Annotated in this window: 22 protein-coding genes, 1 tRNA gene and 1 pseudogene; 8 read left to right on the top strand and 16 right to left on the bottom strand. The window is 42.0% G+C overall.

Annotation, left to right across the window (positions count from 1 at the left end; genetic code table 11):
- From BT127_RS09995 to BT127_RS09970, 5 genes and pseudogenes are all read left to right on the top strand, one after another.
- Positions 1-222, top strand: a 222-nt coding sequence (locus BT127_RS09995; protein ID WP_075424229.1) for a transposase, incomplete at its 5' end; no start/stop codon positions are given.
- A 17-nt stretch (positions 223-239) separates the two neighbouring features.
- The gene (locus BT127_RS09990) at positions 240-1112 is read left to right on the top strand and encodes an IS3 family transposase (protein WP_139275449.1); all 873 of its coding nucleotides are present in this window, start codon (positions 240-242) and stop codon (positions 1110-1112) included.
- A pseudogene (locus tag BT127_RS17355) lies at positions 998-1576 on the top strand (leucine-rich repeat domain-containing protein); the annotation flags it as partial. The gene BT127_RS09990 and the pseudogene BT127_RS17355, both read left to right, overlap by 115 nt.
- Before the next feature lie 30 nt (positions 1577-1606).
- Positions 1607-1954 (top strand): dockerin type I domain-containing protein, encoded by a 348-nt coding sequence (locus BT127_RS16490; protein ID WP_075424858.1) that lies wholly within the window; start codon positions 1607-1609, stop codon positions 1952-1954.
- A 38-nt stretch (positions 1955-1992) separates the two neighbouring features.
- Positions 1993-2973, top strand: a complete 981-nt coding sequence (locus BT127_RS09970) for a hypothetical protein (RefSeq protein ID WP_075424857.1) — start codon at positions 1993-1995, stop codon at positions 2971-2973.
- Between the two features lie 130 nt (positions 2974-3103).
- On the opposite strand, the gene BT127_RS09965 is transcribed toward BT127_RS09970, so the two are convergent.
- The 3 genes from BT127_RS09965 to BT127_RS09955 form a co-directional block, all read right to left on the bottom strand.
- The gene (locus BT127_RS09965) at positions 3104-3418 is read right to left on the bottom strand and encodes a hypothetical protein (protein WP_075424856.1); all 315 of its coding nucleotides are present in this window, start codon (positions 3416-3418) and stop codon (positions 3104-3106) included.
- Positions 3419-3558: 140 nt separating this feature from the next.
- Positions 3559-4023 carry a hypothetical protein gene (locus BT127_RS09960; RefSeq protein WP_075424855.1) on the bottom strand — a complete coding sequence of 155 codons (465 nt, stop codon included), beginning with the start codon at positions 4021-4023 and terminating at the stop codon, positions 3559-3561.
- A gap of 34 nt (positions 4024-4057) precedes the next feature.
- Positions 4058-4702 (bottom strand): DUF6291 domain-containing protein, encoded by a 645-nt coding sequence (locus tag BT127_RS09955; protein ID WP_075424854.1) that lies wholly within the window; start codon positions 4700-4702, stop codon positions 4058-4060.
- 248 nt (positions 4703-4950) lie between these two features.
- On the opposite strand from BT127_RS09955, the gene BT127_RS09950 reads away from it, so the two are divergent.
- The 3 genes from BT127_RS09950 (at position 4951) to BT127_RS09940 (ending at position 6013) form a co-directional block, all read left to right on the top strand.
- Positions 4951-5331: a helix-turn-helix domain-containing protein gene (locus BT127_RS09950; protein WP_075424853.1), complete on the top strand. Its 381-nt coding sequence runs from the start codon at positions 4951-4953 to the stop codon at positions 5329-5331.
- Positions 5332-5397: 66 nt separating this feature from the next.
- Complete coding sequence (locus BT127_RS09945; RefSeq protein WP_075424852.1) at positions 5398-5679, top strand: nucleotidyltransferase family protein; 282 nt, start codon at positions 5398-5400, stop codon at positions 5677-5679.
- Positions 5669-6013, top strand: a complete 345-nt coding sequence (locus tag BT127_RS09940) for a HepT-like ribonuclease domain-containing protein (RefSeq protein WP_075424851.1) — start codon at positions 5669-5671, stop codon at positions 6011-6013. Before BT127_RS09945 ends, BT127_RS09940 begins: the two co-directional genes overlap by 11 nt.
- 967 nt (positions 6014-6980) lie before the next feature.
- Here BT127_RS09940 and BT127_RS09935 read toward each other — a convergent pair.
- The 13 genes from BT127_RS09935 to lepB form a co-directional block, all read right to left on the bottom strand.
- Positions 6981-7057: transfer RNA gene (locus BT127_RS09935), tRNA-Met, on the bottom strand.
- 357 nt (positions 7058-7414) lie between these two features.
- A complete protein-coding gene (locus BT127_RS09930; RefSeq protein WP_082334989.1) occupies positions 7415-8374 on the bottom strand; it encodes an alpha/beta fold hydrolase in 960 nt (319 codons plus the stop codon).
- A gap of 21 nt (positions 8375-8395) precedes the next feature.
- Positions 8396-9463, bottom strand: coding sequence for an alpha/beta fold hydrolase (locus BT127_RS09925; RefSeq protein WP_075424850.1), 1068 nt, complete (start codon positions 9461-9463; stop codon positions 8396-8398).
- Between the two features lie 148 nt (positions 9464-9611).
- A complete protein-coding gene (locus BT127_RS09920) occupies positions 9612-10556 on the bottom strand; it encodes a DUF4097 family beta strand repeat-containing protein (protein WP_075424849.1) in 945 nt (314 codons plus the stop codon).
- Positions 10553-11533: a zf-HC2 domain-containing protein gene (locus BT127_RS09915; protein ID WP_075424848.1), complete on the bottom strand. Its 981-nt coding sequence runs from the start codon at positions 11531-11533 to the stop codon at positions 10553-10555. Before BT127_RS09915 ends, BT127_RS09920 begins: the two co-directional genes overlap by 4 nt.
- Positions 11523-12017 (bottom strand): RNA polymerase sigma factor, encoded by a 495-nt coding sequence (locus BT127_RS09910; RefSeq protein WP_075424847.1) that lies wholly within the window; start codon positions 12015-12017, stop codon positions 11523-11525. Before BT127_RS09910 ends, BT127_RS09915 begins: the two co-directional genes overlap by 11 nt.
- A 299-nt stretch (positions 12018-12316) precedes the next feature.
- Positions 12317-13288 carry a GTP-binding protein gene (locus BT127_RS09905; RefSeq protein ID WP_075424846.1) on the bottom strand — a complete coding sequence of 324 codons (972 nt, stop codon included), beginning with the start codon at positions 13286-13288 and terminating at the stop codon, positions 12317-12319.
- Positions 13281-14045: a hypothetical protein gene (locus BT127_RS09900; RefSeq protein ID WP_139275489.1), complete on the bottom strand. Its 765-nt coding sequence runs from the start codon at positions 14043-14045 to the stop codon at positions 13281-13283. The genes BT127_RS09905 and BT127_RS09900 overlap by 8 nt, the downstream gene beginning before the upstream one ends.
- The gene (locus tag BT127_RS09895) at positions 14042-15931 is read right to left on the bottom strand and encodes a dockerin type I repeat-containing protein (protein ID WP_075424844.1); all 1890 of its coding nucleotides are present in this window, start codon (positions 15929-15931) and stop codon (positions 14042-14044) included. Before BT127_RS09895 ends, BT127_RS09900 begins: the two co-directional genes overlap by 4 nt.
- A gap of 186 nt (positions 15932-16117) precedes the next feature.
- Positions 16118-16963 carry a class C sortase gene (locus tag BT127_RS09890; RefSeq protein ID WP_075424843.1) on the bottom strand — a complete coding sequence of 282 codons (846 nt, stop codon included), beginning with the start codon at positions 16961-16963 and terminating at the stop codon, positions 16118-16120.
- Positions 16964-17056: 93 nt separating this feature from the next.
- Entirely contained in the window at positions 17057-19030 is a 1974-nt protein-coding gene (locus BT127_RS09885) for an isopeptide-forming domain-containing fimbrial protein (protein WP_075424842.1), read from the bottom strand.
- 75 nt (positions 19031-19105) lie between these two features.
- Positions 19106-24028, bottom strand: a complete 4923-nt coding sequence (locus tag BT127_RS09880; RefSeq protein WP_075424841.1) for a carbohydrate binding domain-containing protein — start codon at positions 24026-24028, stop codon at positions 19106-19108.
- The gene (gene lepB / locus BT127_RS09875; RefSeq protein ID WP_075424840.1) at positions 24025-24624 is read right to left on the bottom strand and encodes a signal peptidase I; all 600 of its coding nucleotides are present in this window, start codon (positions 24622-24624) and stop codon (positions 24025-24027) included. The genes BT127_RS09880 and lepB overlap by 4 nt, the downstream gene beginning before the upstream one ends.
- Positions 24625-24643: the final 19 nt, after the last annotated feature.

Raw genomic sequence — 24643 nt, 5'->3', positions numbered from 1 at the left:
GGACTGAAAAAGGCTGCTCAGCAGTTAGGTATCCAGTATTACACACTGTCTGATTGGCGTACAAAGCGAAATGCCGCTGCCAAAGCTAAGAAGTATCAGATGACCGACGAAGAGCTTAAGCAGCGTAATCTTGAGCTTGAGCGCGAAAATGCCGAGCTTCGCAAAGCAAATGATATTCTCAAGGACGCACTCGGTTTTTTCGCAAAAGACCGGAAGAAGTAAAGACAAGCGAACGTCACCTGTTCGTCAATGAGTTCCGTAGCAAGTACGGAGCGAAAGCAATATGCAGATTTCTGAAAATCAGCGAATCAGGCTATTATCGCTGGCTCAGGAATCAGGGCAAGATAGGTGCAAGGCAGCTTCTTCTGGTCAAAATACAGGAAATTCTTTCAGAGCATCCTGACAATAAGAATTACGGAGTCAGAAGGATGCAGTCAGCTCTTGCACAGAAAGGCACTCATGTCAGTCTCAGAACAGTATACCGGACTATGAGCGAAGTCGGGCTTATCCACAGACATCGCAGACCTCACGGTATCACAAAAGCTGATACTGAAACTCAGGACAGAGAGAATCTGATCAAAAGAAACTTCACTGCAGACAAACCGCTGAAAAAACTGTTGACTGATATTACCGAGGTCCAGTGCGCTGACGGAAAGCTCTATGTTTCACCGATTCTCGACTGCTTCAACGGTGAGATCATTGCTCTTGAAATGCGTGATAACATGAAGAAGGAACTTTGCATAGGCACCGTAAAACAGCTGCGTGAAAAGTACGGCAGACTCGAAGGAACTGTTCTTCACAGCGACCGTGGCTGCCAGTACACAAGCTACGCTTTTCGCAGGGAACTTGTAACAAATGGGCTCATCCAAAGCCTCAGCGGTACTGCTCACTGCTATGACAACGCTCGTATGGAGAGCTTCTTTGCCACGCTGAAAAAAGAAAAGCTGTATCAGATCCCGACCTACAGAATGAAACGTGAAGAAGTCAAAACTGTCATATTTCGATACATCTTCGGTTATTACAACACCCAGAGGATCAACAGCTTCAACGAGGGCGGCCTCCCACCTGTGGCACTAAGAACTTCAACTGGGCTGGCTCATCACGCCGCCTGACTCCTGCCTATCCAAGATTTTGGGTATTCTCCGACTGCACATTTCTTGACAATTCCACTCTTGAATCAGTCACAATCTCTGATTCTGTTACACATATCGGTAGTATTGCATTTAGCGATTGTGAATCTCTTGAATCAGTAACTATCCCAAATTCTGTTACAAGCATTGGCGATAATCCATTTTATAGAACAAAATGGCTTAAAGAGAACACTGATAAAACGCCTCTGTTTGCTGTTAATGGTATTCTTATCGACGGAAAAAAATGCTCTGGTGATATATTAATTCCCGATTCTGTTGCAAGAATTGCAAATTATGCGTTTTCTAGTTGCGAATCTCTTGAATCAATAACTCTTCCAAGTTCAGTTACAAACATCGGAACACTCGCGTTTTTACATTGTTCTTCCCTTGAATCAATAACCATACTGAATCCTGAATGTGAAATAGCTGATTATGCATATACAATAACTAATTACATTGATGAAAATAAAAATGAGATGTTTACAGGCATAATAAAAGGCTATGACAACTCCACAGCGCAAGCCTATGCAGAGAAATACAACTATAAATTCGAGTCCCTCGGCGCAGCTCCCACAAATACCGTAACAGAGTCAGGCGACCTTAACAGCGACGGCAAAATAGACGCAAACGATGCTACACTTGTCCTTGTCAACTACTCGCTGCTGTCAACGGGTGAAAAGATGCAGCTGACAGAGAGTCAGCAGAAAGCCGCAGACGTAAACGGCGACGGAAAGATAGATGCTTCTGATGCTACTCTGATTCTTCAGTACTATTCGTACCTCTCTACAGGTGGAGATATGGACTTCAAATTATTTATAAAATAAAGCCGTTGATACTTGTATCAACGCAAGGAGGTATTATCATGAAAAACAAAAAAGTTATATCCGCTGTTTTATCAGCATTATTCGTAACTATGGGAATTAATTTTTCTTTTTCAGATGCAGCTGTTATAGAACCTGAAATTGTAAAGACAGAAACGTGGACAACTTCATATTATATTGATGATGATATTGATACATTATATCCATATATTGACTGTCAGGCTGATATCTATAATGACGGTACCGTAAAATGTTATTTTTGGAATACACATGAGTGGGATGGATTTGCAACTGTTAGTCATCGCGCTATAATAATTAATTCTGTGCCAGTAAGTGAAAATTCAAGGGAATATGCGTTTAAAAATCAGAATGCTTATTATTCAACAAATGGGAAAAATAAAGAGTATGCTATATCAAAAGAGAGCTATGAAAATAAAATACAAGATCCTATTGAAGATTATTCTTTTTGGCAACACCAGGATATTAGCTCTAATCCTAAAAGTTATGGTGTGTACGAGTGCCTAAGTAATTTTCATAAGACTGGATTCAGCAATAACGAAAGATATTATTTCTATTCGGAATTGGGAAGTCGAGTAAGTTCATGTCTGTTGCATTATGGTTATGAAGGAGCGCTCCCCCAAATGGCTGTTGGTGAAAAATCTATGGTCGTTTTTACTCCAAATGTTGATCCGCTTGATACTTATAATATCAGATTCCTCGGACATGATATTACTGTTTCACCTGATATTCTTTCTTCTCATATCGTTGCAACGCCTCAATTAACTGAACAAGAAAAATATATTGCTGAGCTTGAACAAAAAAATCGTGAACTTACAGAAGAATTGGAACGCTTAAAAGCTGAACCAAGTTCTATACTGGATGATATAGACAGACTTGATGCGAACAGCGATGGAAAAGTCGATGCATCAGACGCTTCCATTATATTGAGTATATATGCATATAATAGTACAAATAAAGTTCCTATCACTTCGTTAAGTGAATATTTCTCAATTGAACAATAACCATAGTTGATATTTGTATCAACGTAGAAACAGGCTCCCTTTCAGATTAAATCTGTCAGGGAGCTTTTTATGAAGGTGGTGTATATGTCTCTATGGAATACTATTATTATAGCAGCAAAACAGAACGGTGTCAATCTTTTGAACCATAAACCAGAGCGTTAAGCTGCATTACTCTCTTGCGGAGAAGCTCGTTTTCTTCCTGTGTGAGAGATAATTTTTCTTTCAATTCTCTTCTTTCATACTTCTGCCGTTGTCTAAGATTATGCAATCTGATGTTCATTTGCTGATCGATTATCATAGGTCTACACTCATCACAATACTTTGCTCTGATAATGCTATAGTAACTTTTCTTTCCGTAAGGTGTCGCTCCTGTGTCATGATTGCCAATCCATTGACCGCAGATAATGCAGAAGTGGTCAGCGGATTTCCTGTTGTTTTTAATCATACAAATCATCCTTTCCGTTATGTAACGCAAAGGTTCTTCTTCAACCTTTGCGTTACGTTTGCGTTACGTTGGTATACAGAGAAGGCTTTTTTCTTCCCGGCAGGGGAGAGAGGTACATCAAGGGGAGGGCAACTCCCCTGTTATTCTGTAACAGTTTCCTCTGATTCATCATCGTCTGAATCATACGGAAGCTCTCCCCAACGTCTAAGAGTGACAGCAGTAACGTGTCTCTTATGCAACTGCTCTGACTTCTCGAACAGGTCAATAAGGAGTTGCTCTCGTTCGTTCTCAGCAATGACTTTCAGCTGCTTGGTGCTGACGTTCTTTCCGTTGCACAGAAAGTCATACTTACTTCCCTTTCCGTCATACAGTGTTGGAACGTCAATGGTGACATTCTTCAGATGCCGACAGTCAGTGTTATTGAGATCAATGATCATGTTCTCTATAGTTCTGTATTTCTGTGCCGTATCATAAAGATCATCGATGCTGTCAAGATACTGTATGATCTGACGTGGTGATAGATGCTTCTGTTTGCGCTTATAGTGTTTCCACACAAGAAATGCGAAGCAACTCCAAAATACAGCAAAGAAGATATATTCATCCATAGGCAGCTCCCCTCCTTACACAACATCAGGAACCTTACACAACATCAGGAAACTGATTAATGACGAATTCATACTTCCATGTATCATCAGCCTTGATTCCGTCTTTTCTGAGCCATTCCCTGATAGTAAGATAGCAGTTGCTATAATTCTTTCCTGTGCGTTCGCAGTATTCATCAACACGTTCTATGTAGTCTGTAGTTGTTTTTTTGCCATAGTCAGCGAGCAAAGAATTGTATTCTTCATCTGTGAGTGTGACGTGTGAGTATTCGCCGTATATTAATGCGCCAGCATTATTTGTCTTTGTATTTGTTTTTGTATTAGTCTTTGTCTTTGTATTGGTGCTTCTGGTGCTTGAATAATCACGCTCGTTCACGTTCGTGGTATCAAAAGCACGTTCGTCAACGTTCGTGTTTTTGGCTTCACGTTTTTTCCGTTCACGAGTAGTGGCTATTTCTTTGTTCTTCCTGCATTTCTCGTCATACTTGTTAGCCACTTCATCAAGTTGTGCCTTGATAACGCTGAAAAGTACATTGACAGTAAGATCATCGGAATTCAGCTCTTCCCCTGTTGCGCTGTATTCAAAAATGCCTTTTATAAGCTTTCCTGCCTGTTCATCAGACAGCATATTGAATTCCTTCTGCCTGTCAAGAAATAGTGTGATGTATTTTAATTCTGCCATGTTTATTACCACCCTTTCATGGAAGTTGATATTTTATATTATACTCAAATTTGAGTATGTGTCAATAAAAATTAAAAAAATAATGCTCAAAAATGAGTTTTTTGTTATTCTTATCAATTACGCAAATACTCAAAAAAGCAAAATCTGTAGATAATTACAAAATTCAAAAAAAATATTGAATTATAAGAAAATACATGGTACAATTAAATAGAATAATACCATTTATTAGAATGGAGATGAACTCATAATTGGAAACCAATGATATTTTAAAGAAACTTAGAACTGAGAACGGATTAACTCTTGGAGAACTTTCTGAGAAATTAGATATTCATAAAACGAACCTATCTGATTTGGAGAATGGCAGAAGGAAAATAGGACTCTCTGTTCTTACTAAACTTGCGGATTATTATAACGTATCCCTTGATTACATCATGGGCAGAGAAGTAGTTCAGGAATTAGATAATCGCTCTGATATTGAAAAAATATCAGCAGAAAATAATCTTACTGACTCAGATCAGGAGTTCCTTAAGCAGAATCAAGAACAGCTTGTTCAACTTTTGAAGAAAAAACAAAATGAGATAGACGAGCTGAAAAGGGAGAATCAGGAACTCAGAGCTAAATGCGAGTAATTTTCTTTTTTCAAAATAGTTCGTTGATACAAATATCAACTATAGATCCCAAAAGGAGGAAATACTATGAATCTCGATGAAATTAAATTAGCTGTACAGAAAGCTGCGGAAGAGTTTCCTATTAAACGAGTTATTCTTTTCGGCTCACAGGCTAACGGGACTGCTACCGAGAAAAGCGATATCGATTTAATAGTAGAGTTTAGTAAGCCTGTTACGCTAATCACTTTAGCTAAAGTCACACAGTTTTTAGAAAATCTCCTGAACAAGAATGTCGACGTTATACACGGACCGATCCAAAGCACTGACCTTTTGGACATAGATAAGGAGATAGAGATATATGCAGCGTAGAGATCTGATTATTCTGAAGAAAATACTTTCAGAAATAGATATTGCATTTGAAATGCTGGGCAATGCGGATTTAGACAGCTTTCTTGTTGACGAAAAGCTGAAAAGAGCTGTCGGAATGACGGTTATTAATATAGGTGAACTTGTGAAAAACATTACTGAGGAAACAAGACTATCTTACAATCAAATTCCTTGGAAGGCTATTGCTGGGATGAGGGACATTGCAGCACATAAGTATCAGACTCTTAGAATGGAGGATGTATACAATACCGTTGTTATGGATTTTCCGGATTTAAGAGAAAAACTAAATAGCATTATAGACATTGAAGAGGCATAAAAAATAGCTTGCCGAAAGCAAGCTATTTTTATAGTGTTAAATTAGGAACAGCGTTGATATTTGTATCAACGATCAAACGTTTCTAAGCTGAATTTTCAGGATGAAAAGATCGGAAATAATTTGAATTCAACTCAAAAAATAGAGATATTATTTTTTCATATATTAGTATATAAACCTATTGACAATCACATTTATTTGTGATATAATGGTTACATACTTAATAAAAAATCACCTCGCAGGGAGCGTAAGGACGGCAATCCCGACACTCCCCGTAATCAGACAGATGTAGTGAGCATCTGAATGACTTAGCAAGATGACTATTTTGCGTGTATTATTATATCACGTTTAATATAGTATTGTCAAGCCTTTCAGGAATGTGTCCGCATCGTCTGAAAGGTTTGTTTTTTGTAGTATAGAATCTTGATAACTGAATACCAAGATTTGAAGCGAATTTACTCATGCTTACTCTTGTTCGATTTCTTCAAATCCGTAACCATTCGGAGAGAGGACGAACCGGGGGAGTGAGCCGTTAATGTGAGCCTGTTCAGATAACTGAATCAATTCCTGTGTTTGTCAGGATAAGGCAGCAGTCTCGTTGATACAAATATCAACCTGATCTCACAAGCCACGAAGTTATGAGTAATGCGGAAGCGTGATGTGAAATAGCGTAAACGCTTACCGAGTACAAACAAGAGTTATCAATTCAGATTTAAAGTAGTTGAACAATAAGCTGTACTTATTGTGCAGCTTATTAACTGCTTTATCATAGACCTCTGAACCTTAAACATGTTCATGCATAAAATTATTATAGCACGAAACAATCCTAATGTCAATTGTTTTTCTTAATATAGTAAGTACCCAGCACACAAACTATTGTATTCTGAGTAGTTATTGTATGAAAGTGCTATGCAAAAGTTGCGGGTTTTTACTGCCATTTCCCAAAACAATTGCATAGCACTTTTCAATTTGGTTGCGGCGGCTGGATTTGAACCAACGACCTTCGGGTTATGAGCCCGACGAGCTACCTAGCTGCTCCACACCGCGATATACATTCGTCATACGACTTAATTATTATATCATATAAAGGAGTATCTGTCAAGAGAAACGGAGTTATTTTTTTGTTTTAACTATATTTCGTAAAAACAAGACATATTTGCTCGTTGAATAACGAAATAAATTGTTATCAATCACTTTTATCAGTCGTAACTCATGCAATAAAGTACCGCCATAGTATCTAACGTAAGTTAACTATGGCGGACTTTAGAATAATCTTTATTGAAATGAAAAACTTTTTCTCGTCATATTCCCCAACGAAGTCTTCATCGATTTAAACGGTTTGTTTTTCATTTTTCATCCCTTTATGTTCACATACGATCAGCTTCTTTTACAGATGATCATTTTTCAGTCAAGTCCCTCGATGAATCCCTTCATATCCTTGCTTATGCGTTCATACTCGAAGTCATGAACATAGTGACCGCAGTCGAGCTTTATGAGCTTTCCGTCTGAGGAAGCATCCACCATTGCCTGTGCGCCCTTTTCCCAGCTTTCATCGGCTTGTGTGCTGTCGGGAGAAAGGTACAGTATCATTGGTACAGTCGGCAGCGCAGAACCGTTTATCTCTGCATTTACCGCCCTCTCGATATCCTGTTTGCCTTCGTTCATGATCGTTTCGTTAAGCAGATTGTGACAGGTCATCTCGGTGAATATATTATTTTCTTCCTCTGTCAGCGTCCCGGATTGGTCGAGACTTCCCAAACGTAAAAGTCCCGTTGCTTTTTCAAATTTATTTATCCCGATAGCAAGCTTCATAAGACTCTGCTCTTTTTTGTAAAGCTCCTCGCTTTTGCAGTTCGCTGTACACATATCCAGTCCGAATATAGCCTCTACCTCGTTGGGGTATTTCTGTGCCCAAAGAGTAGCTTCATATCCGGAGAAAGAGTGTGCGCACAGCACGTAGGGACCTTCTATCCCCGCCTTTTGCAGAGCCTCTCTGTCCTGGCGGAGTATGGTATCAAAATCTCGCTCGCCCTCAACGATATCGCTGAATCCATAACCGAATTTCTCCACAACGGCAATTTTATTTTCATCACTCAGCCTGCTGTAAAGAGGTTTGAAGTCAAGTATAGGAGAGGAAGTACCCCAGCCCGACATGAACACGATGGTGTGTTTTCCTTCGCCCTCGGTGTATATGCTCATATTGTGACCGTCCACCTCCACAAGCTGTCCGAGGGGTGTTTCGTAAAGGTCTTTGTTCTTTCTCAGCATTATCTGATTGTAGATCGTCATTATGATAAGTAATATTGATAACAGTATCAGAAGTCCGAGTATTATTTTCCCTGTGAGTTTCAATGCTTTTTTCATGTGTACTCTCCTATCGTATTGTCAGTTTTTCTGCCTTTCTGCGATTTTATGTAATATCTCCGAAAATTCTTCCGAACGGGATTCAAGCAGACCGTGTGTCGCATCTTTCATCACGAACATTTCCTTTTCGGGAGCGTTCACCTGCTCGAAGTATTCACAGGCAAGCCAGTAATTTGTCTGATAATCCATATCTCCGTTTATATTGTAGTAGGGTACTTGATAATCGTATTGACCCGTCAGTGACAGCTTTGCCATATCGCCTGTGAAGAAATCCATATACGGCTTGAATGATACTTCGCTGTTTTTGACATACCCGATAAAATCTTTGATCGTATAGTTCGGGTTGAACAGTATCGTAGTGAATACGCTATAATCTGTGCCATCCTTCATCGCGCCGTAGCCGTATCTGTCCATGATCTCGTTTCTTGCCATAAGAGCCTCCACTGTATCTGCATTGTCGGGAGACCATTTTGCAAGCAGTGCCTTTCCCTCTTCGTCGCCCTCGCTCCACTTCTGCGCCGCTTCGTAAAGCCTCTTTTCATTCTCCTGATCGTCGATGAACTGCCCCGTGCCGATAAAAGCATCGTAGTATTCAGGATATTCGAGAGCTAAGTTTGCACCGAACAGCGAACCCCACGAATGTCCCAGAAGGGTAATCTTATCCTTGCCCATGTAGTCGAGCAGATATTCGGTCATTTCCTTGCCGTCCTGCATCATGATGTCTGCGGTTATGGTATCTGTCTTTGAGGTGTCGTAGCTTTTTCCGCAGTTTCTCTGATCCCACGTTACCACCGTATAAACGTCGCTCCACTTTCTTGTGAACGCATAGTCAAGATGGCTTGTTGCGGAACCGGGCCCTCCGTGCAGATACAGCAGAACGGGATTATCCTTGTCCTGCCCGTAGATGTTTATCCACTGCTTCGTTCCGTTTATATCGACATACATAGATTCGTTGATGCCGCCGTCTGGCGTTCTGCTGTTTACCGTTTTGCCGATCATCCGTACAACAAGCAGTATGATTATTGCTGCCGCAAGTGTTATCAGTATTCCGAGTAATATCTTCCCTGTGAGTTTCAATGCTTTTTTCATATCCTGTTCTCCTTACATAACTCTGCACAACAACTGAAAATCGGCTAAAACATGCTGTAGATAGCAGTTCCAGCCGATCTCAAGTCATTAAAGCGCAATAACACGCGATGTTTATCTGCCTTCCGGCTCAAACATCAATTCATGGACATCAGGCTGTTTTATTTATTGAAACATCACCCGAAGCAGTATCTATATTGATCTTATTATTACCTGAGCCGCAGATATACTTATCCCCTTTATGTGTAAGAGGGATATCCGTGTTGAAATCACCTGAAGCAGTATCTATATTAGCTGTAAAGTCTGAATTTTCCGGAACATAGATCATAACGTCACCTGAAGCGCTGTCGATCGATACATTTTCAGGCATTTCAGCAGCAGTAAGAGTAACATTTCCGTTTGCAGTACCGGCTTTAACGGTTTTAGCGGAAGATACAGTCATAGTCTGCTTTCCTGATGCAGTATCTGTTGAGATCTCTCCCACCTGATCTGCTGTTATATTTACAGCACCTGACGCTGTATCAACCTTAATGCTTTCGGATTCACCATTCTGAATGATATCGACAGTACCGGAAGCAGTATCAACATCAAATTTTTTCGCAGAGCAGTTATTGAGCTTTACCGCACCCGATGCCATATCCGCATTTATAGTATCAGCCGTTATTTCCTCGGCATCAAATCCGCAGGAAGCTCCGTCGATCGTAAGTGAAGAAAGCTGAATGTTCTTTGGTATCTTTATCTCAAGGTGCTTATCAGCTTCGGATCCTTTCCAGTTATATCCCGACTCGCAGTACTGAACCCTGAGAGTTCCGTTATCCAGCCATGTATGTACCTGTTCGGACTCACTGAGTTCACGGGCAGCAGTCTCAACGATGCTGACTGTATTTTCCTCCTGTCTGTAAACGTCAACCTTGCCCGAAGTCCAGTTTATGTCTATATTGTTCACTGTCTGACTGATCTCGCAGTCTCCTGCGGTATACTTATCAGGATTGCTGTAAACCCCATTTGTTGAATAACCGATATTCATGCAGCTTACAAGGCTGCTGAGCATAATACAAGAAGCGATTGTCACCGATATTTTTTTAATGATTTTCATTTGTTATTCCTCCCAGAATTGTTTTTAATTGCACCTATAACAGCCATTACAGCTGCTATAACTGCTCCCGATATCAATATTATCCAGCTTATGCTGTCGTTAATGCCGCTTGCCGAAGTAAATCCTGCTCCGAACTGCGGCAGTCTTGGTTCCTGTCCGAGCATCATCAGCACAGGTGCATCCGAAAAGAAATACATCAGAGCCGAGAATGCTATGCAGCAGGCTGCTTTAAGATAACCGTTCCACTTTGGCAGACGTATCAGCAGGAACATTCCCCAGACGTATACCAGTGCAGGCAGCGAGCAAGCTGCAGCTGTACGGAAGAATCCCGGTTTACCGTAGCTAAGTCCGATACTTAACATCATCAATACAAAAGTTAGAGTATAGACCGCAGCAACAGTGAAAAGCTTATTATTACCGAGTCGTTTCGCTACAGGCTCCGCTCTTACGATAAACGGAGTAAATATCAGCGCTAATCCGAAAATTACCGAAAATGCTGCGGTAAAGAACCAGCTTCCGCCAGAATAAATACAGCACACGGCAAGCAGAACGGTCAGGCTTGCGGCAAAACTGCCGATAGTCCAGAGTCCCTTATTTTTTTCAGCCATAAGCGGCACTACTATCAACGAAGCAGGTATCAGCATTGCCGCAAGCACGATAAAGAACCAGCTGAGTCCCGAACCCGATACAAGGTCCACTATCAGGCAGATAAGTATAGGCAGCGAAAATACCGCACCTATTACTGTTCCAACGATCGCACTCTTGCGCTTGAAGTATTTCGCCTGAGTTTTGATAACGTCGTTTCGTTCCTGTTTTATTGTTTCCTCGATGTTGAAGCTGTTCATTTCCTCCAGCAGTCCCGTACAATCGGGACACTCTGCAAGATGCTCTTCAACCGCTTCTGCACTGGCTTTACTGCAAGCCTGATCCTTGTAAAGCGGAAGCAGATCACGTATCATTTCACAATTATATTTCATTTTTATCCATCCTTTCCTTAAGCTTTAATCTGGCACGATGATAGGTGACTCGCGCCCAGGTCTCTGTCTTTCCGAAAATAGCACCTATCTGGGTAAAGGACAGTTCCCCGAACACTCTTAGTTCAAAGACTTCCCTGTATGGTTCCTCCATTGAATGAAGCAGAAGATGTATACGGAATGATGTATCCTGATCTGTTATGCTCTGCTCGATATCGGTACCTATATCAGCCTGAGGTTCATCAGGTTCTTCCTGTAAACGGGACTGCTTTCTTGTTGAATCTATAAATGCGTTCTTGGCGATAGCACAAAGCCATGAATACGATTCCGATTCGCCGCGGAAAGTATGCTGAGTAGTCATTGCCTTGAAAAAGGTCTCCTGCGTTATCTCCTCAGCAGCATGTTTGTCCTTTGCAAGAGTCATCACATAAGAGTAGACTTTCATATAGCAGGTCTCATACAGTTGTTCTGCAGTCTTTTTATCCAATCATCACACCTCCTTTCCTGCTTCTGTAGGTTAGACGGACAAAGCAAGGATTCGTTACAAAAAATTTCAAAAAATTTTTTCTCCCGAAAAATCGGCATTTCCGGGACTTTTTTCATTGTGAGCCGAAAAAATTTTTTTCAGTCCGCAAACTGTAATTGAGCCATAGCATTGACATAATGCTATGGCTTCAGTTTATCAAAAAGTATGGCTTCATCGGGGAACGCCCTCTCTTGCATGGCACTTCGTATCGCAGGGCTCTGCCTTTTGGATCCCCGAATTATTGATCTCAATCTTTTATGTCATATCGATATATATTCACTGTCGGTATTGAGCGGAACAATGTGACTGTCAACTGCACTGCGGTCGATATCGTCGCCTATGACTATAAGCACTGCCTGCCCCTCTCGCACACGATTGATAACGGTGTTTTCCTTCATGGCATTTATCCTCAGCCACTCGCCGTTCTCAGCAGGCAGTGAGCCCTTTATGCGGAATATCTTTCCGCAGCGCTCATCCGCCATTATACCGTTTATCATCTTCTCCGCTTCGCTTTCAGGAACTCTTATATTCATGAAGTAGTGTACTTCACTGTGTATGTCCTCGAAGCTGAACTGCTTTACGTATGCCGAATTGCGATAACCCGAATTCATCAGCAGTTCGTAGTCCGCATCCGTCATATTCTCCCAGTCCGCAGAGAATACGTCCTTTGAAGAAAGTCTTCTGTCGCAGCGGATAAATTCAAGGGCACGGTTTATATGTGCAAGTATACGCTCGGAAGCCACCTCCCTGTCCCCTTCCCTGCACTTGCTGAGAAGAAGTTTTCCGCAGCATGCCGCCTCTGAACCAAGAAAATACTCCATCTGATCGGTTAGGATGTCATCGGTCTCGGCGTCCGCAACGGTAAGTATGCATCCTACCTCGAACCAGCTGTCTATAGGCGGTTCGTGGAGGGTGTCAAAAAATTCGTCCATATCAAAAATGCCCGAAGGTTCGACTATAACACGGTCAAATCCCTGCATACTCAGTGATATGAGCTGAGTCTTGAAACGTCTTCTGTGACAGTCGGGATCACCGCCGCCTGTTATCATTGCAAGCTGACAGTTATCGCATTTCAGATCCTGAAGCATCAGCATATCAGCATTTACCGCTCCGAAATCGTTTTCGAGTATAGCTATCCTCATTCCCTTGTCAATAAGGTGTCTTGCATATCGGCGTATGAATGTGGTCTTACCCGAACCGAGTATACCCGTAATAAGGTCTATTTTAGTCATTATCTGTCCTTTCTGATACCGTGAACAATTCACGTTTCCATGCGATGTACAGGGCTATATCCTCAGCCGAAGGTTCTCTGCCCTCGTTCAGTGCGTTAAATACCCTGATCCCTGCCTCTGCACCGTATTTATCACTGTTTTCGTTCACGGTAATACGGCGGTACTTTCCGCATAACACCCTGCACTCCGTTACAGGAGGAGCGCCGTTCCTGTCGGTTATGCACATATTCCCGGGACTCACTGCACTTTCAGTAATATCAAGCTCCATAAACGGCGGAAGAAGGACCTCCGCCTCGGAGGATTTAACGTATTCGCTCAGTACCTCTCCCATCGGTATACATGGAGTTCCCTGCGGTATGATAAACTTCATAAGTGCGATACCAGTCCTGTCACGGTACTCGCTGAGAAAGCCTGCCTCGGATGTGGAGGTGAAAGAAACTGTGTGTCCTTTCTGCTTCATTACCGAGTAGTCCGAAAAACGCTCAACACGGAAAGTATGTCTTTCTGTTTCGGAGCGGTTCTTCCCGAATACAGAGAACAGTGCGTTGAAAAAGCCTGCAAGTCGAGGAATATCCGCAATTATGTCGGGATCAAGGTACTTTCCCTCACCTGCCCTTGCTGTTTCTGTTCCGATCCCGTCAAAAAACAGCGAATTCAGCACCACATACGCTTTCGGATCACTCCAGAAAGGTTCACTGCCCTCGACGTCACCTGTGTAAAAGCGTACCGCTCTTATCTCTTCCTTTGTATACATCATTTTGCCTCTGCGATCATGCGTCTGAGGGCAACGATATCGAATGTATTTATCTTTCCGTCGCCGTTGATATCTTCTGCTCTGACCGTAGACTGCGGCTGAGTTATGAACTGTGCAAGAAGTTCAAGGTCCTTTCCGTCCAGGGCAGTATCACCGTTGATATCTCCCCTTTTATCTGATACAGAAACAGTGATATCCGTCTTGGTAAATTCGTCGGTATATGTATCATACTGCCAGATCGTATTGTCCTTGCGCATGAAGAATACAGTTTTCCCTTTTTCGTTATTAATGCAGTTGATATAGCGCTCCACGTTGGTTATTGAGTTCTTCTTTTCGCCGTTATTGATATACATCACATCGTCATTTGAAATAATGTAATCATATGTTACTCCGCCCGAACCGCCGGCAGTCTGATAACTAACCGGACCTTTTTGGTAAGGAATAAATAGTCCGCAAACACGTACTGTACGGGAAGATGAAGAAATACCGTCAGGTACTGCGACAGTTCCCTTTTCAAGGGTATAGCTGATACCGTCCTTATCGGTATAAAGCGGACCGTAGTACTTGTTGTCATAATGTGTATATGCCACCGATACCACATTTTCAGCTATCTTTTTAACTATAGCTCCCTTAACACCTGGTTCAACATGCCACAGTATGTTTTTATCGTCCACAAAATAATCGCTCAAAGCGGATATTGGCGATGTTATGGAAGTCGGCCAGCCTTTTTCTTCCTGTCTGTCAACGTATACTAACTTGCCCGATCTGTCCAGATATCCCTTATCCGTCCCCTTTATCGGGCACTCGAAGTTATCCCCGACCTTGAAAGTTCTGAACTCGCCTGATTCGTCCTTTTCGAGAATGTACGCACTTCCCTTCTCGTCCACAAGGAAACTCCTATCAGCATACACTATCTTTCCGATTCCGAGCTCAACAGGTTTATCCTCTATCAGTACTTTTCCGTCTTTGAAAACAAGTACATCAACGTTAGGTGTCGCCAGAGTTTTAAGGTTAAGATATCTCAGATCAGTCCTGCACAGAACGTCATCATATTTTTTCTCCCAGCCGTTCTCAGTGAGGTTGTAAATGCTGTCACCGATCACAATTGAAAGCTCATTATAGACTTTTATGTCCTTCGGTTCTTCCAGCGGAGGATCATAAGTATTCTTCGTAGGAGCAACGGTTATTGTTCCCGTATGTACTGCCTTGCCGCCGCATTCCACTGTGTACTTCGTAGTACCTGCTTTCTTTCCGAATATCTGAGCAGATGCGTAACGCCACGGTGATGATGTACCTGAGAGAATATCTGCGATCTCAGTATCCTCTATCTTGAAAACGATATCATTTTTCTCGCCGTATCCGTAATCGATAATTCCTTCGGGAAGTCCTCCCGCAAGTGCAGCATATCCCTCATCCACCTGACAGTCCTTCCACCTGATAATATCAAACAGCTTCTCAGGAGGATAATCATCATCAAGCTGAATGACAAACTCGTCAAGTTCCATGTCCTTGACAAAGCTTATGTCTTCAACAGGTACACGGGATAGTATCAGACTTTTAAGCGAACTCATCCCGGTCAGGAAAGAAAGATCGGTGAAATCTCCGTTTTCGAGGTACAGAGTATTCAGCGAATCCATTCTTTTCAGCCATGATATATCTTTTACTCCCGTAAGATCAAGAAGAAGCTTTGGCATCGCTTTAAGTTCGTTTTCACTGATGATCCCGTCCCCGTCTGTATCAGCTTCAAAGTCAAAATTCGGATTCTTCAGCATGTACTCATATGCAGTTTTATCGATATCTGCAGCTTTTACTGTATTGTCTTCAGCATAGGCTGTACCCGAAGAAGCAAGTGCGGTCATACATAATATAAGTGCCAGTGTTCGTTTCATGATTAGTACCTCCCTAAACAGTTTTTACGTAAAACTATACATCTATTATATCACGTCAGACGGACTATTTCAATATTTGTAAGCCATAAGTTACTCTTATAACAGTTAAAGCAAGATAAACAAAAGGCTCCCCGAAGCATTATAAGCGCTTCGGAGAGCTTTTTTCCGGCATAAATACCACGTTCATCAATTCTTGTGTTCGTTACTTCCCGACCTGCGTCTCCTTCTTCCTGATACCAGCATTATTATGTATAGTATCAGCAGAACAGGCACCGCCATTATCGGCGCAACTATCGCAGGTGTTACCCTGTAGGCTTCATTAGTGTAATGAACACGTACCTCATCGATCTTTTCCGTGGGAACTCGTACAGCAGTCACGAAAAGTCTCTGAGTGTTTATTCCGTAAGGCGTACAGGTAAACAGCGTACACAGGTCCTTTTCGGGATCTATCTGAAGATCATCTACCTCATAGGGTTCAACAGTCTTTATCTGTTCAACCTCGTATGTATAGACCTCGGAAAGTACCGTTATTGTAAAGCGGTCACCGATCTCCATTTTGTCAAGGTCCGAGAACAGCTTTGCACTCGGAAGTCCTCTGTGTCCCGAAAGTACGGTATGAGTGCCTTTTCCGCCTACGGGAAGACTGGTACCTGGGAGGTGTCCCACAGCTACCTGGAGCACATCCCTGCCGACCGTATGGTATACGGGAAGTTCAAGGTCTATCTTGTCTATATTAAGATAACCCATTATACCCGTTCCCGTAATATCAAGCGTTTCCATATACCCTTCAACAAGATCAGGATCATAAAATGCTCCTGCCGTCTGAGCGAGTCTTTTATTGTATTCCTCAGCCTGTTTTATCATCCGCTCCTTTTCATCGTCGCCTATGTTTTCCACCGCATCCTGATAGCTCTGTATCACCGTTGACTGATGCCTCGAATTGACATAGTCGCTTACCGCAGGATATAACAATAGTGCGATGCCTAAGAAAAATATGAAGATAAGCAGGTATTTCAATATGTTCCGTTTCATTTATGATCCCTTGTTTCGGATATGACTTTGCAGCGGGAGAGTTTCCCCTCCCGCTGCAATTTAGCGTTTATGGTTTGTGGTTATGAATGTTTTTTACTTCTCGTATGACATTCTCTTCTTTGTTACCAGAACTACGCCTGAACCAACTGCTAACATTCCACCGAAGAGGTAGAACAGCTTTGTTCCTACGCCACCTGTTGATGGGAGGGTTGAACCTTCGGTATTCTTAACTGTCAGTGGAAGATAAGACGCATTGCCATCCTTATCGCCCTGTTCAAAATCAGCTTCTATTGTTGCGTTATTTTCATCAACCAAGTCATAACCCCATTCACAACCTGTGATAGAAACGCCTGAAGCTGTGATAGTAACAGTTATAGGCTTTTTAAGCATGTTGAAACCAGAAGGAGCTGCTTTCTCGGTGATTGTGTAAGTACCTTCACCAAGTCCTGCAAAGTTGATCTTTCCATCAGTACCTGTTGTTACTTCCTTGGATATCTTAGAAGCTGGTGGAATAGCTGATGCTTCAACCTGCTTATACTTCTTGTTTGTACTCTCATAAGCTGTTTTGCTATTAGTGGTAGGATCTGTTTCTGTGTATGTGCCGTCAGCAAGACGATAGAATGTGCCGCTTGCATCTTCTACATAATACTTACCTGATGCAACGCCTACTGTTTTCAGGTAGCCTTCAAGGGTGAAGGTTGCGTTTGCAAGCGGTGTTGTTCCATCAGCCTTTGTCTTTGTCAGGTCGATCTGTGTAACGTATGTTACTGTCTTGATCTCAGGTGTCTGACCTGTAGGATCGCCTGGCTCTGACTCATCAACATCAGGAGTGGAAGGATCATCCTTTACCGGTGGCTTTGGTTTATCAGGATTACCTGGATCGCCTGTTGCATCCTGATTAGGATTATTTGAATATGTGAGCTGAGCGGTATTGATATTACCTGTCTGTGTCATATCTGCATTTTCATTTACTGTTGCAGTATACTTAACAACTATACCAGTATCTTTAGTATACTTTTTCTCTGAAGAAGACAGAGGATCAGGTGCGGTTGTTGTATATTTTCCATCAACTTTATAATATGTACCTGCATCGTCTTCATTGAAGAATATATCAAGATTGTCATCATCATACTGAATAAAATTCTTAAATACAATGTCAATCGAAGTAACATTAGTTGAATCATCCTTTTCTGTATCTATAGTATAATCGGTACCTTCTACTAATGTTTTATTACCAATCGTTATACTTAAACTGTCGGAATTATAATCTAAACCTTTTGAAAGAGTATCATTCAATTCAAAGAAGTACTTGGTATAGCCCGTCATATCAGGAACATGTGATGTAATGATATATGGAACTACATCACCAACACTTGCTGTATTAGCAGCAATTCCACCCTTTTCATCGATCTTCTTATCGATAGTAGGAAGATCTTCCTTAGTCGTCATTGACACTGCACCAGCTACCCTGAGCATATTGAGAGTACGAGGATTAGCATTCTCACCGTCTGTTATGGTCGCTGTGTCCTCAACAAGATAATAACCTGCTGCAAGAGAACCTATCTGATAAGGAGATGAATTAGCCGAACCCTTAACATCACCCTTAAGGTGATTGCCTGCAAACTTTGCAAACGCAATTGCTACATCGCTGTTATCGGTATATTGCTCCAGAACATTAGCAACATCTTCTGCATTTTCTGCATCAGCAAATATGCTTGTCTTAGCACCGCCTTCTTCAGCAGGAGCAACAAGATTAAATACTGTGTCTGCCTTCAGTTTTGTAAGGAAATCATCAGCGGCATTATCGCCCCACTTTATGTCAGAAAGCACATAAGGATCCGACTCATCAACATCTGTTGTAGCAGGATTATCAACTGCACCTGTTCCACTCAGTGTTCCCTTGAAAATCTGATAAGCGGCATAATTATGTGTTCCTTTTATTGCAGGTGTAATTGAGATTGAGTTATCATCTGCAGCTGATGCAAACATCATTCCAGCAGAAACGCAAGGGGTAAGTGCTAATAAACCGGCTGTTAATAAAGCAGCTATTCTTCTATTTTTTCTCATAATATTTTCCTCCATTATAAATATATTTTTTGTCAGCGGACGTCTTTTGTTTTGATGTGTTATCAGAAGGCCACATCAATCGGACCTCCTTTCACGTCTTATTAAGGCTGTACCGCCAATTAAACCTGTGATCATAAGGAATAAACCTATTGCATATATAAAGTCTACTCCTATTCCGCCTGTTGCAGGCAGCTTGTACCATATGTATTTGTTTTTGATAAGTATCGGATTAGCAGCATCATTTGTTGCTACACCGTTACCTGTGTAGGAAACGAGATAGCTTTTATCCGTATCATTGGATTCACCTGTCAAAAGCTTTGCATCATTGGTAACATTTATCCACTGACCCTTTGCTTCATCGTAGATAGACACCTCTTCGATGTAGTACTTGTAGAGGTAGTTTTGTGCATCCTCATCTATACGATGGTTACGATCATCAGTCGTATTATTCCAGTAGTACTTCCAGCCGGTAGTGTTATCAAGAGTTACAACTCTTTCCCATAGTGGTGAAGTTGGATCATCATTATTGATTCTGTCAGGAGTGTAATCACTAAGAAGATGCATAGGATTGGTTACCGAAGCCTTTTCAAGCTCTAATTCATACAAGCTGTTATCGGAATAATACCTGCCGTTTGCCACATGATAGCCATCCATTGCAGGCGGTATAAACGGCTCGGTGACATCTGTGATGGTGATATTATGGACTCTGAACGAACCAAATGTATCGATCTGATTATTAGCGGGATTAGCTTCAAAGAAGATATTCATTTCATTTGGCTTAGCATAATAAGGAACTAATAAAGAACCACTGATATGATTAACTACATAATTAGGATACTGCGCACTGCTATCCGTTACAGCCGCAGAACCAATGAGAATATATTGCTCATTACCATTGGGATGGTCCACTGTATCAAGCTTTAAATCTACATTCCTCATATTGCTACTTCCATTTCCTTGAACAGTAGCTTCAACAAGATATGTATGTCCCTTTTGTAAAAAAGGTACATTCAATTTTGCACCATGCCAGCCAGCGGTTCTATTATCTACTACCATATAATCAAATCCGCTATTATGATCGTTTGTCAGTTTTTCACTGCCTGCTCTCGGCTCCCAGTCACCAATAGTATCGTTGAATGCAATACTGTAAACCGTTCTGTCGGGAATTATCTCAACTGTACCGTCAGGTTCGTCTGTCTTGTCGGGACTGTTTACTCTGATACCGTCTCTGCCTTCGATGGCTATGAATTCATCCATGTAGAAGGTATCCGCTTCACAAGGATAATTATCATAATCATCCCCCACGGGAACAGTCTCTACAAGCAGGTACATACCATACGGGTCGATCTCAGCAGGAAGCTTTATGGTTCCTGTAAGCTGTACCCATCCATTGCGCGGGGCGTCAACAAACGGGTCTGTGATCGGCTCAAAATGACCAAGTCCGTTATTGAACGTCATCTTAAAGCGCGTTGCTGCCGGGCTCTTGACATACACACTGAAGGTATATGTCTTGTTTACCTTGAACAGCGCCGGATCAAGATTAAGTCTTGCGCCGCTCCATGCCTTGTATCTGTCCGTTACTTCAAGACAATCCTGCTTAGCATACGCTCCCGCATCAGAGGTATACGATAAGGTACTGCCGTTGGGCAGCCAGCCGTTTTCTCCCCGTGTGAAGGAATGATGCAGTATCATTTTTACATCCTTCGCCGTGTTTGAAGTTACCTTTATAGTCACTTCATTGGGAGCAGTGCTTGCAGGATCTTCTGTATTCTCCAGAGCAAGATTATCGAGAACAACAAATCCGTCGTCGTACTTTGCACTGAGAGTGCTCGGGCTCTTCACGGGATTATCGGGATCAATGACCTCAACTCCCTCGGGAAGTTTGCACCTTATCTCCGCAGCTCCTCCTGCATATACGCCCTTGTATTTCTTAATATCCACTCCGTCATACTGTTCGGTGGAGTAGCTCTGTATGAGATTACCTGCTTCATCAACGATATTTACCTTTACCCATGTAGGAGTGCTGTCCTTATAACCGACTCTCTGACGTGTCAGGCGAAGCTTTACCTTCTTATCATTAGAAGAAGTGTTTTCCCACTCCTTCTTGACGTAAATATCAGTCTTTGTTGTGTCTGTGTTGGTCACCTGAAGCACTTTAACTTCTTTGCCATCAACAATTTCTGTACTTTCACTGTATGAAGCCTTGTATCCCTTCGGAACATTGAGTTCTTCAACAGTGTATGTGTAAATGTGATCACCATAGCGTGAAAGAAGATTCGTGATAGTGACACCTTCGTCCCACTCCTGTGAAGATATCGTAAACGTTCTTTTCTTAACGCCGTCTTTCTTGAGCGCTACCTGCTTGGTCTCTCCTGTAACGGAGTCGGTACGCATGATCTTGAACTTTACAACAAAGTCATTAAGCGAGCTTTCCGGTTTAAGATTAGGTGACCATTTCTTCTTTACGTTTATATTGGTAAAATCTTCCTGAATGGTGTTCTTGAAATTATAACTGTTCATATCCTTCAGTGCAGCTCCTTCTGTTTCGGCTGCACCGTCGATGATCGAAAGCGTTGTTTCCTCATTGTTCTGATCTGTGACAGTTACCTTTTCAAATACCTCGGAACTCATCTCAACTTCAGGTCCGTTGTTCTGAGGATTGTTACCGTAACCTATTTCAACGACCTTGAACTTTCTGTCCTGTCCGAGATCATCGAACTTCTTTCTTTCTCCTGCCTTTATCTTGAAACGGTTGTCTTTCAGATAAAAAGGAGAATCGGGATGTTCGCTCTGTGGTATTACCCACGTTTCATTTGTCTTATCCCATTCATATACCTGGAACCAGTAATAGGTATTATCGTATGTCTTGTCAAGGTGTTGCTTGTAATCAACATCCTTGGTTACCGACAGTGGCTTCAGTGTAGGAAGGTTCATTTCCATTGCAAGGTTTGAATAACAGCCTCCTCGCTCAAGATAGAACATTTTAATATCGTGTTCGCCATTGGCATTTTCATACCACTTCGGTATATAATCCGTTATGGGCTTTACTATCCATTTATCTTTGCTCGTCTGAGAAGTATTTATGCTGATGGGCTTTGGAAGCTCATCCCAAGCATCTTCAGCAGTTTTCTCGCCTACCTTATTTCCATGCTCATCATAGACTATATATCCATCGATGAGCTCGGGTGAATGCTGTAGAAAATAACTATAAAGTGAATTATCCGCATCAGGATCAGAATCAGTAAGCCTGCCCCTTAATTCATTCAAGGGCACTCCGTCGCCTGCGGCGCCGTTATCCTGTGTCCATACAAGGCCGTTTGAAAAGTCTATCATACCGCCTGCAGGCTCGTGGATACCGCCCAGATCAAGTGCAAGTTTTCCATCAACAAAAACCCACATATCATCGTCGCCGCTGTACTTAAAAGTTATTGGCTCCTTGACATTGACTCTGTCGAACTTGTTGTTGACAAAGGAAGCTTCCATAGTCATTCCGAAATGATGATTATAACCGTTACCGTCATAGTTAGGGTCTTTTCTGCTCTCATCATATTCGTCAAACGGGAAGAAGCCTATCTTGAATCCGGGATTGACGTCTTTATCATATTTGATCGGATTTTCGTTAGTGTCAAACTTGATGTTGTTTACATCACCGGCTTTATGGTGAGCGTCATTGACGATATCAAAAGTGGTGTTGTATACTTCAAAATTATTGGTATCCTTATTGAAGTAAGCGTAATTCTCGTTACTGTTAAATATAAGATGATCTACGCCGTTTACGCTTGTCTCTTTCCTGAGCAGATGATTTACGCCCTGATCTTTTACTCCGTTATATACCTTCTTGTATTCGCTCATATTCACACCGTCTACGGTAGTATCGGGAGAAAAGAGGTACTTGAGACTGTTATCCGAACCTACTATATGAGGATAACCGTCTGCTCCGAGATCAGACTGCACTATGCCCTGAACAGCTCTGTTTCCGGAATACTGAGGATTGGCATTATAATCGCCTGCATAGCTGTTTTTATCAGGCAAATAATCTGTAACTCGATATCCGATTTTATTACCATCGTCATCATAGACAGGTACATTAATATTATGGACATCAGGATCGCCACAATATCTGCTTACAGGTGTACCATAAGCAAAGAACAGGATATCATCTGCGGGATTTCTTCCACTGTTGATACCGTAATCTTTCCAGCCGTTCCGATCCACATTGTCACTTGACCATTTTGGATGCGTCCAGTATCCCGGTTCAATTACTTCTCCTGCATCATTCTTTACCGGCTCAACCCACTGCCACTCATAGCTGTTCGTCTTGGCTTCCAAATTGGAGTCGCCGTAATCAAACAGTGTGAACTTGATACCTTCTGCAATGTTATCCACCGTATTAATAGTAGGAGGAAGACTTGTTGAATCGCCCTCAGCGAACATACTCGGGATATCAACAGAATCTGAAAGAAGCATTGGCTGAATATTCTCAGCAGCGATATCCGTCGCAGTTATCTCATTCTCAGGAGACGATTCTGCAAACTCGGTTGCTGCTTCAACAGCAGCTTCTTCAGCCTGACTGTTTTCCTCATCCTTATTATCGCCTATCACTATATCGCCGTTTGGATTGATAACAGCACCTTCGATAACGACCTCATCCAAGTCGTCATTGCTCAACAGTTCACGTCCTTCAGAATCAATATAGCATTCCTCATCATGAACATGTTCCGTCTTGCCGCAGACAAGTTTGGTTTCATAGCATTCATCGCTGTGAATATGGTTTTCATCCTCTTCAAGGCCGCACACAAGCTGTTTTTCATAGCACTCATCGGTATGTTTGTGTTCTTCCTGACCGCATTCCGACTCGTTAGCCATTGTAATACCAACGCCGTGAAGCGACCATGAAACTCCGGAAGTTACAAACAGTGAAAGCACCAGTACAAGCGAAGTAAAGCGCCGTCGTCTGCTTCTCTTCTTACTCACTCCTTCATAAAAATTATTTTTCATTGAGAATCCGTCCCTCCCTTCGTTGAATTCATCGGCCAGATCCTGAAGAGGACCTTTCCGACTATTTGTTCCTTACCGATGCATCCTATGTCTGCATTTCTGCTGTCCACAGAAAGCAAACGGTTATCTCCGAGAATGAAGTACTTGTTATCAGGCACTTCATAAGGAAAAGTGAGATCACATTTTCCCATACTTTTCTCTATAACATAAGGTTCATCGATAAGTTCATCATTAACGTAAACACTGCCGTCATTACCTATTGAAATGACATCTCCGGGTTTTCCGATAACACGTTTCAGGAGCATTTTGTTCTGCCACGAAACGCAGCAAAGGTCTCCGTATGAAACGCTATTTGATTTTGCAGTGACAAGGATATCGCCGTCATTCAGTGTAGGTTTCATGCTGTCTCCCGAAACCTGAACAACGGGGAAAAGCAAAGTAGATGCAAGGACCGCAGCCGCTGCAACGACTATCAGCACTGAAAGAGTATTGATGAGAGTCCTTACGAATCTTTTCCTGTATTTTATCTTATTAAGCTCTGATTCCACCTGTTCAACAGATGGGAGCGTGACATCAGCTTTCTTTTTCAATGACATTCAACATTACCTTTTTCTG

The organism is Ruminococcus sp. XPD3002 (genome assembly GCA_900119535.1).
GTDB classification, from domain to species: Bacteria; Bacillota; Clostridia; order Oscillospirales; family Ruminococcaceae; genus Ruminococcus; species Ruminococcus flavefaciens_H.
The sequence above is the reverse complement of the archived record's forward strand: the minus strand, read 5'-3'. Positions and strand labels throughout refer to the sequence as shown.

Excerpts from the sequence above, each read along its gene's own strand:
- BT127_RS16490 (WP_075424858.1), top strand. The coding sequence starts at position 1,607 with ATGTTTACAGGCATAATAAAAGGCTATGACAACTCCACAGCGCAAGCC.
- BT127_RS09970 (WP_075424857.1), top strand. The coding sequence starts at position 1,993 with ATGAAAAACAAAAAAGTTATATCCGCTGTTTTATCAGCATTATTCGTA.
- BT127_RS09965 (WP_075424856.1), bottom strand. The coding sequence starts at position 3,418 with ATGATTAAAAACAACAGGAAATCCGCTGACCACTTCTGCATTATCTGC.
- BT127_RS09960 (WP_075424855.1), bottom strand. The coding sequence starts at position 4,023 with ATGGATGAATATATCTTCTTTGCTGTATTTTGGAGTTGCTTCGCATTT.
- BT127_RS09955 (WP_075424854.1), bottom strand. The coding sequence starts at position 4,702 with ATGGCAGAATTAAAATACATCACACTATTTCTTGACAGGCAGAAGGAA.
- BT127_RS09945 (WP_075424852.1), top strand. The coding sequence starts at position 5,398 with ATGAATCTCGATGAAATTAAATTAGCTGTACAGAAAGCTGCGGAAGAG.
- BT127_RS09940 (WP_075424851.1), top strand. The coding sequence starts at position 5,669 with ATGCAGCGTAGAGATCTGATTATTCTGAAGAAAATACTTTCAGAAATA.
- BT127_RS09930 (WP_082334989.1), bottom strand. The coding sequence starts at position 8,374 with ATGAAAAAAGCATTGAAACTCACAGGGAAAATAATACTCGGACTTCTG.
- BT127_RS09925 (WP_075424850.1), bottom strand. The coding sequence starts at position 9,463 with ATGAAAAAAGCATTGAAACTCACAGGGAAGATATTACTCGGAATACTG.
- BT127_RS09920 (WP_075424849.1), bottom strand. The coding sequence starts at position 10,556 with ATGAAAATCATTAAAAAAATATCGGTGACAATCGCTTCTTGTATTATG.
- BT127_RS09915 (WP_075424848.1), bottom strand. The coding sequence starts at position 11,533 with ATGAAATATAATTGTGAAATGATACGTGATCTGCTTCCGCTTTACAAG.
- BT127_RS09905 (WP_075424846.1), bottom strand. The coding sequence starts at position 13,288 with ATGACTAAAATAGACCTTATTACGGGTATACTCGGTTCGGGTAAGACC.
- BT127_RS09900 (WP_139275489.1), bottom strand. The coding sequence starts at position 14,045 with ATGATGTATACAAAGGAAGAGATAAGAGCGGTACGCTTTTACACAGGT.
- BT127_RS09895 (WP_075424844.1), bottom strand. The coding sequence starts at position 15,931 with ATGAAACGAACACTGGCACTTATATTATGTATGACCGCACTTGCTTCT.
- BT127_RS09890 (WP_075424843.1), bottom strand. The coding sequence starts at position 16,963 with ATGAAACGGAACATATTGAAATACCTGCTTATCTTCATATTTTTCTTA.
- BT127_RS09885 (WP_075424842.1), bottom strand. The coding sequence starts at position 19,030 with ATGAGAAAAAATAGAAGAATAGCTGCTTTATTAACAGCCGGTTTATTA.
- BT127_RS09880 (WP_075424841.1), bottom strand. The coding sequence starts at position 24,028 with ATGAAAAATAATTTTTATGAAGGAGTGAGTAAGAAGAGAAGCAGACGA.
- lepB (WP_075424840.1), bottom strand. The coding sequence starts at position 24,624 with ATGTCATTGAAAAAGAAAGCTGATGTCACGCTCCCATCTGTTGAACAG.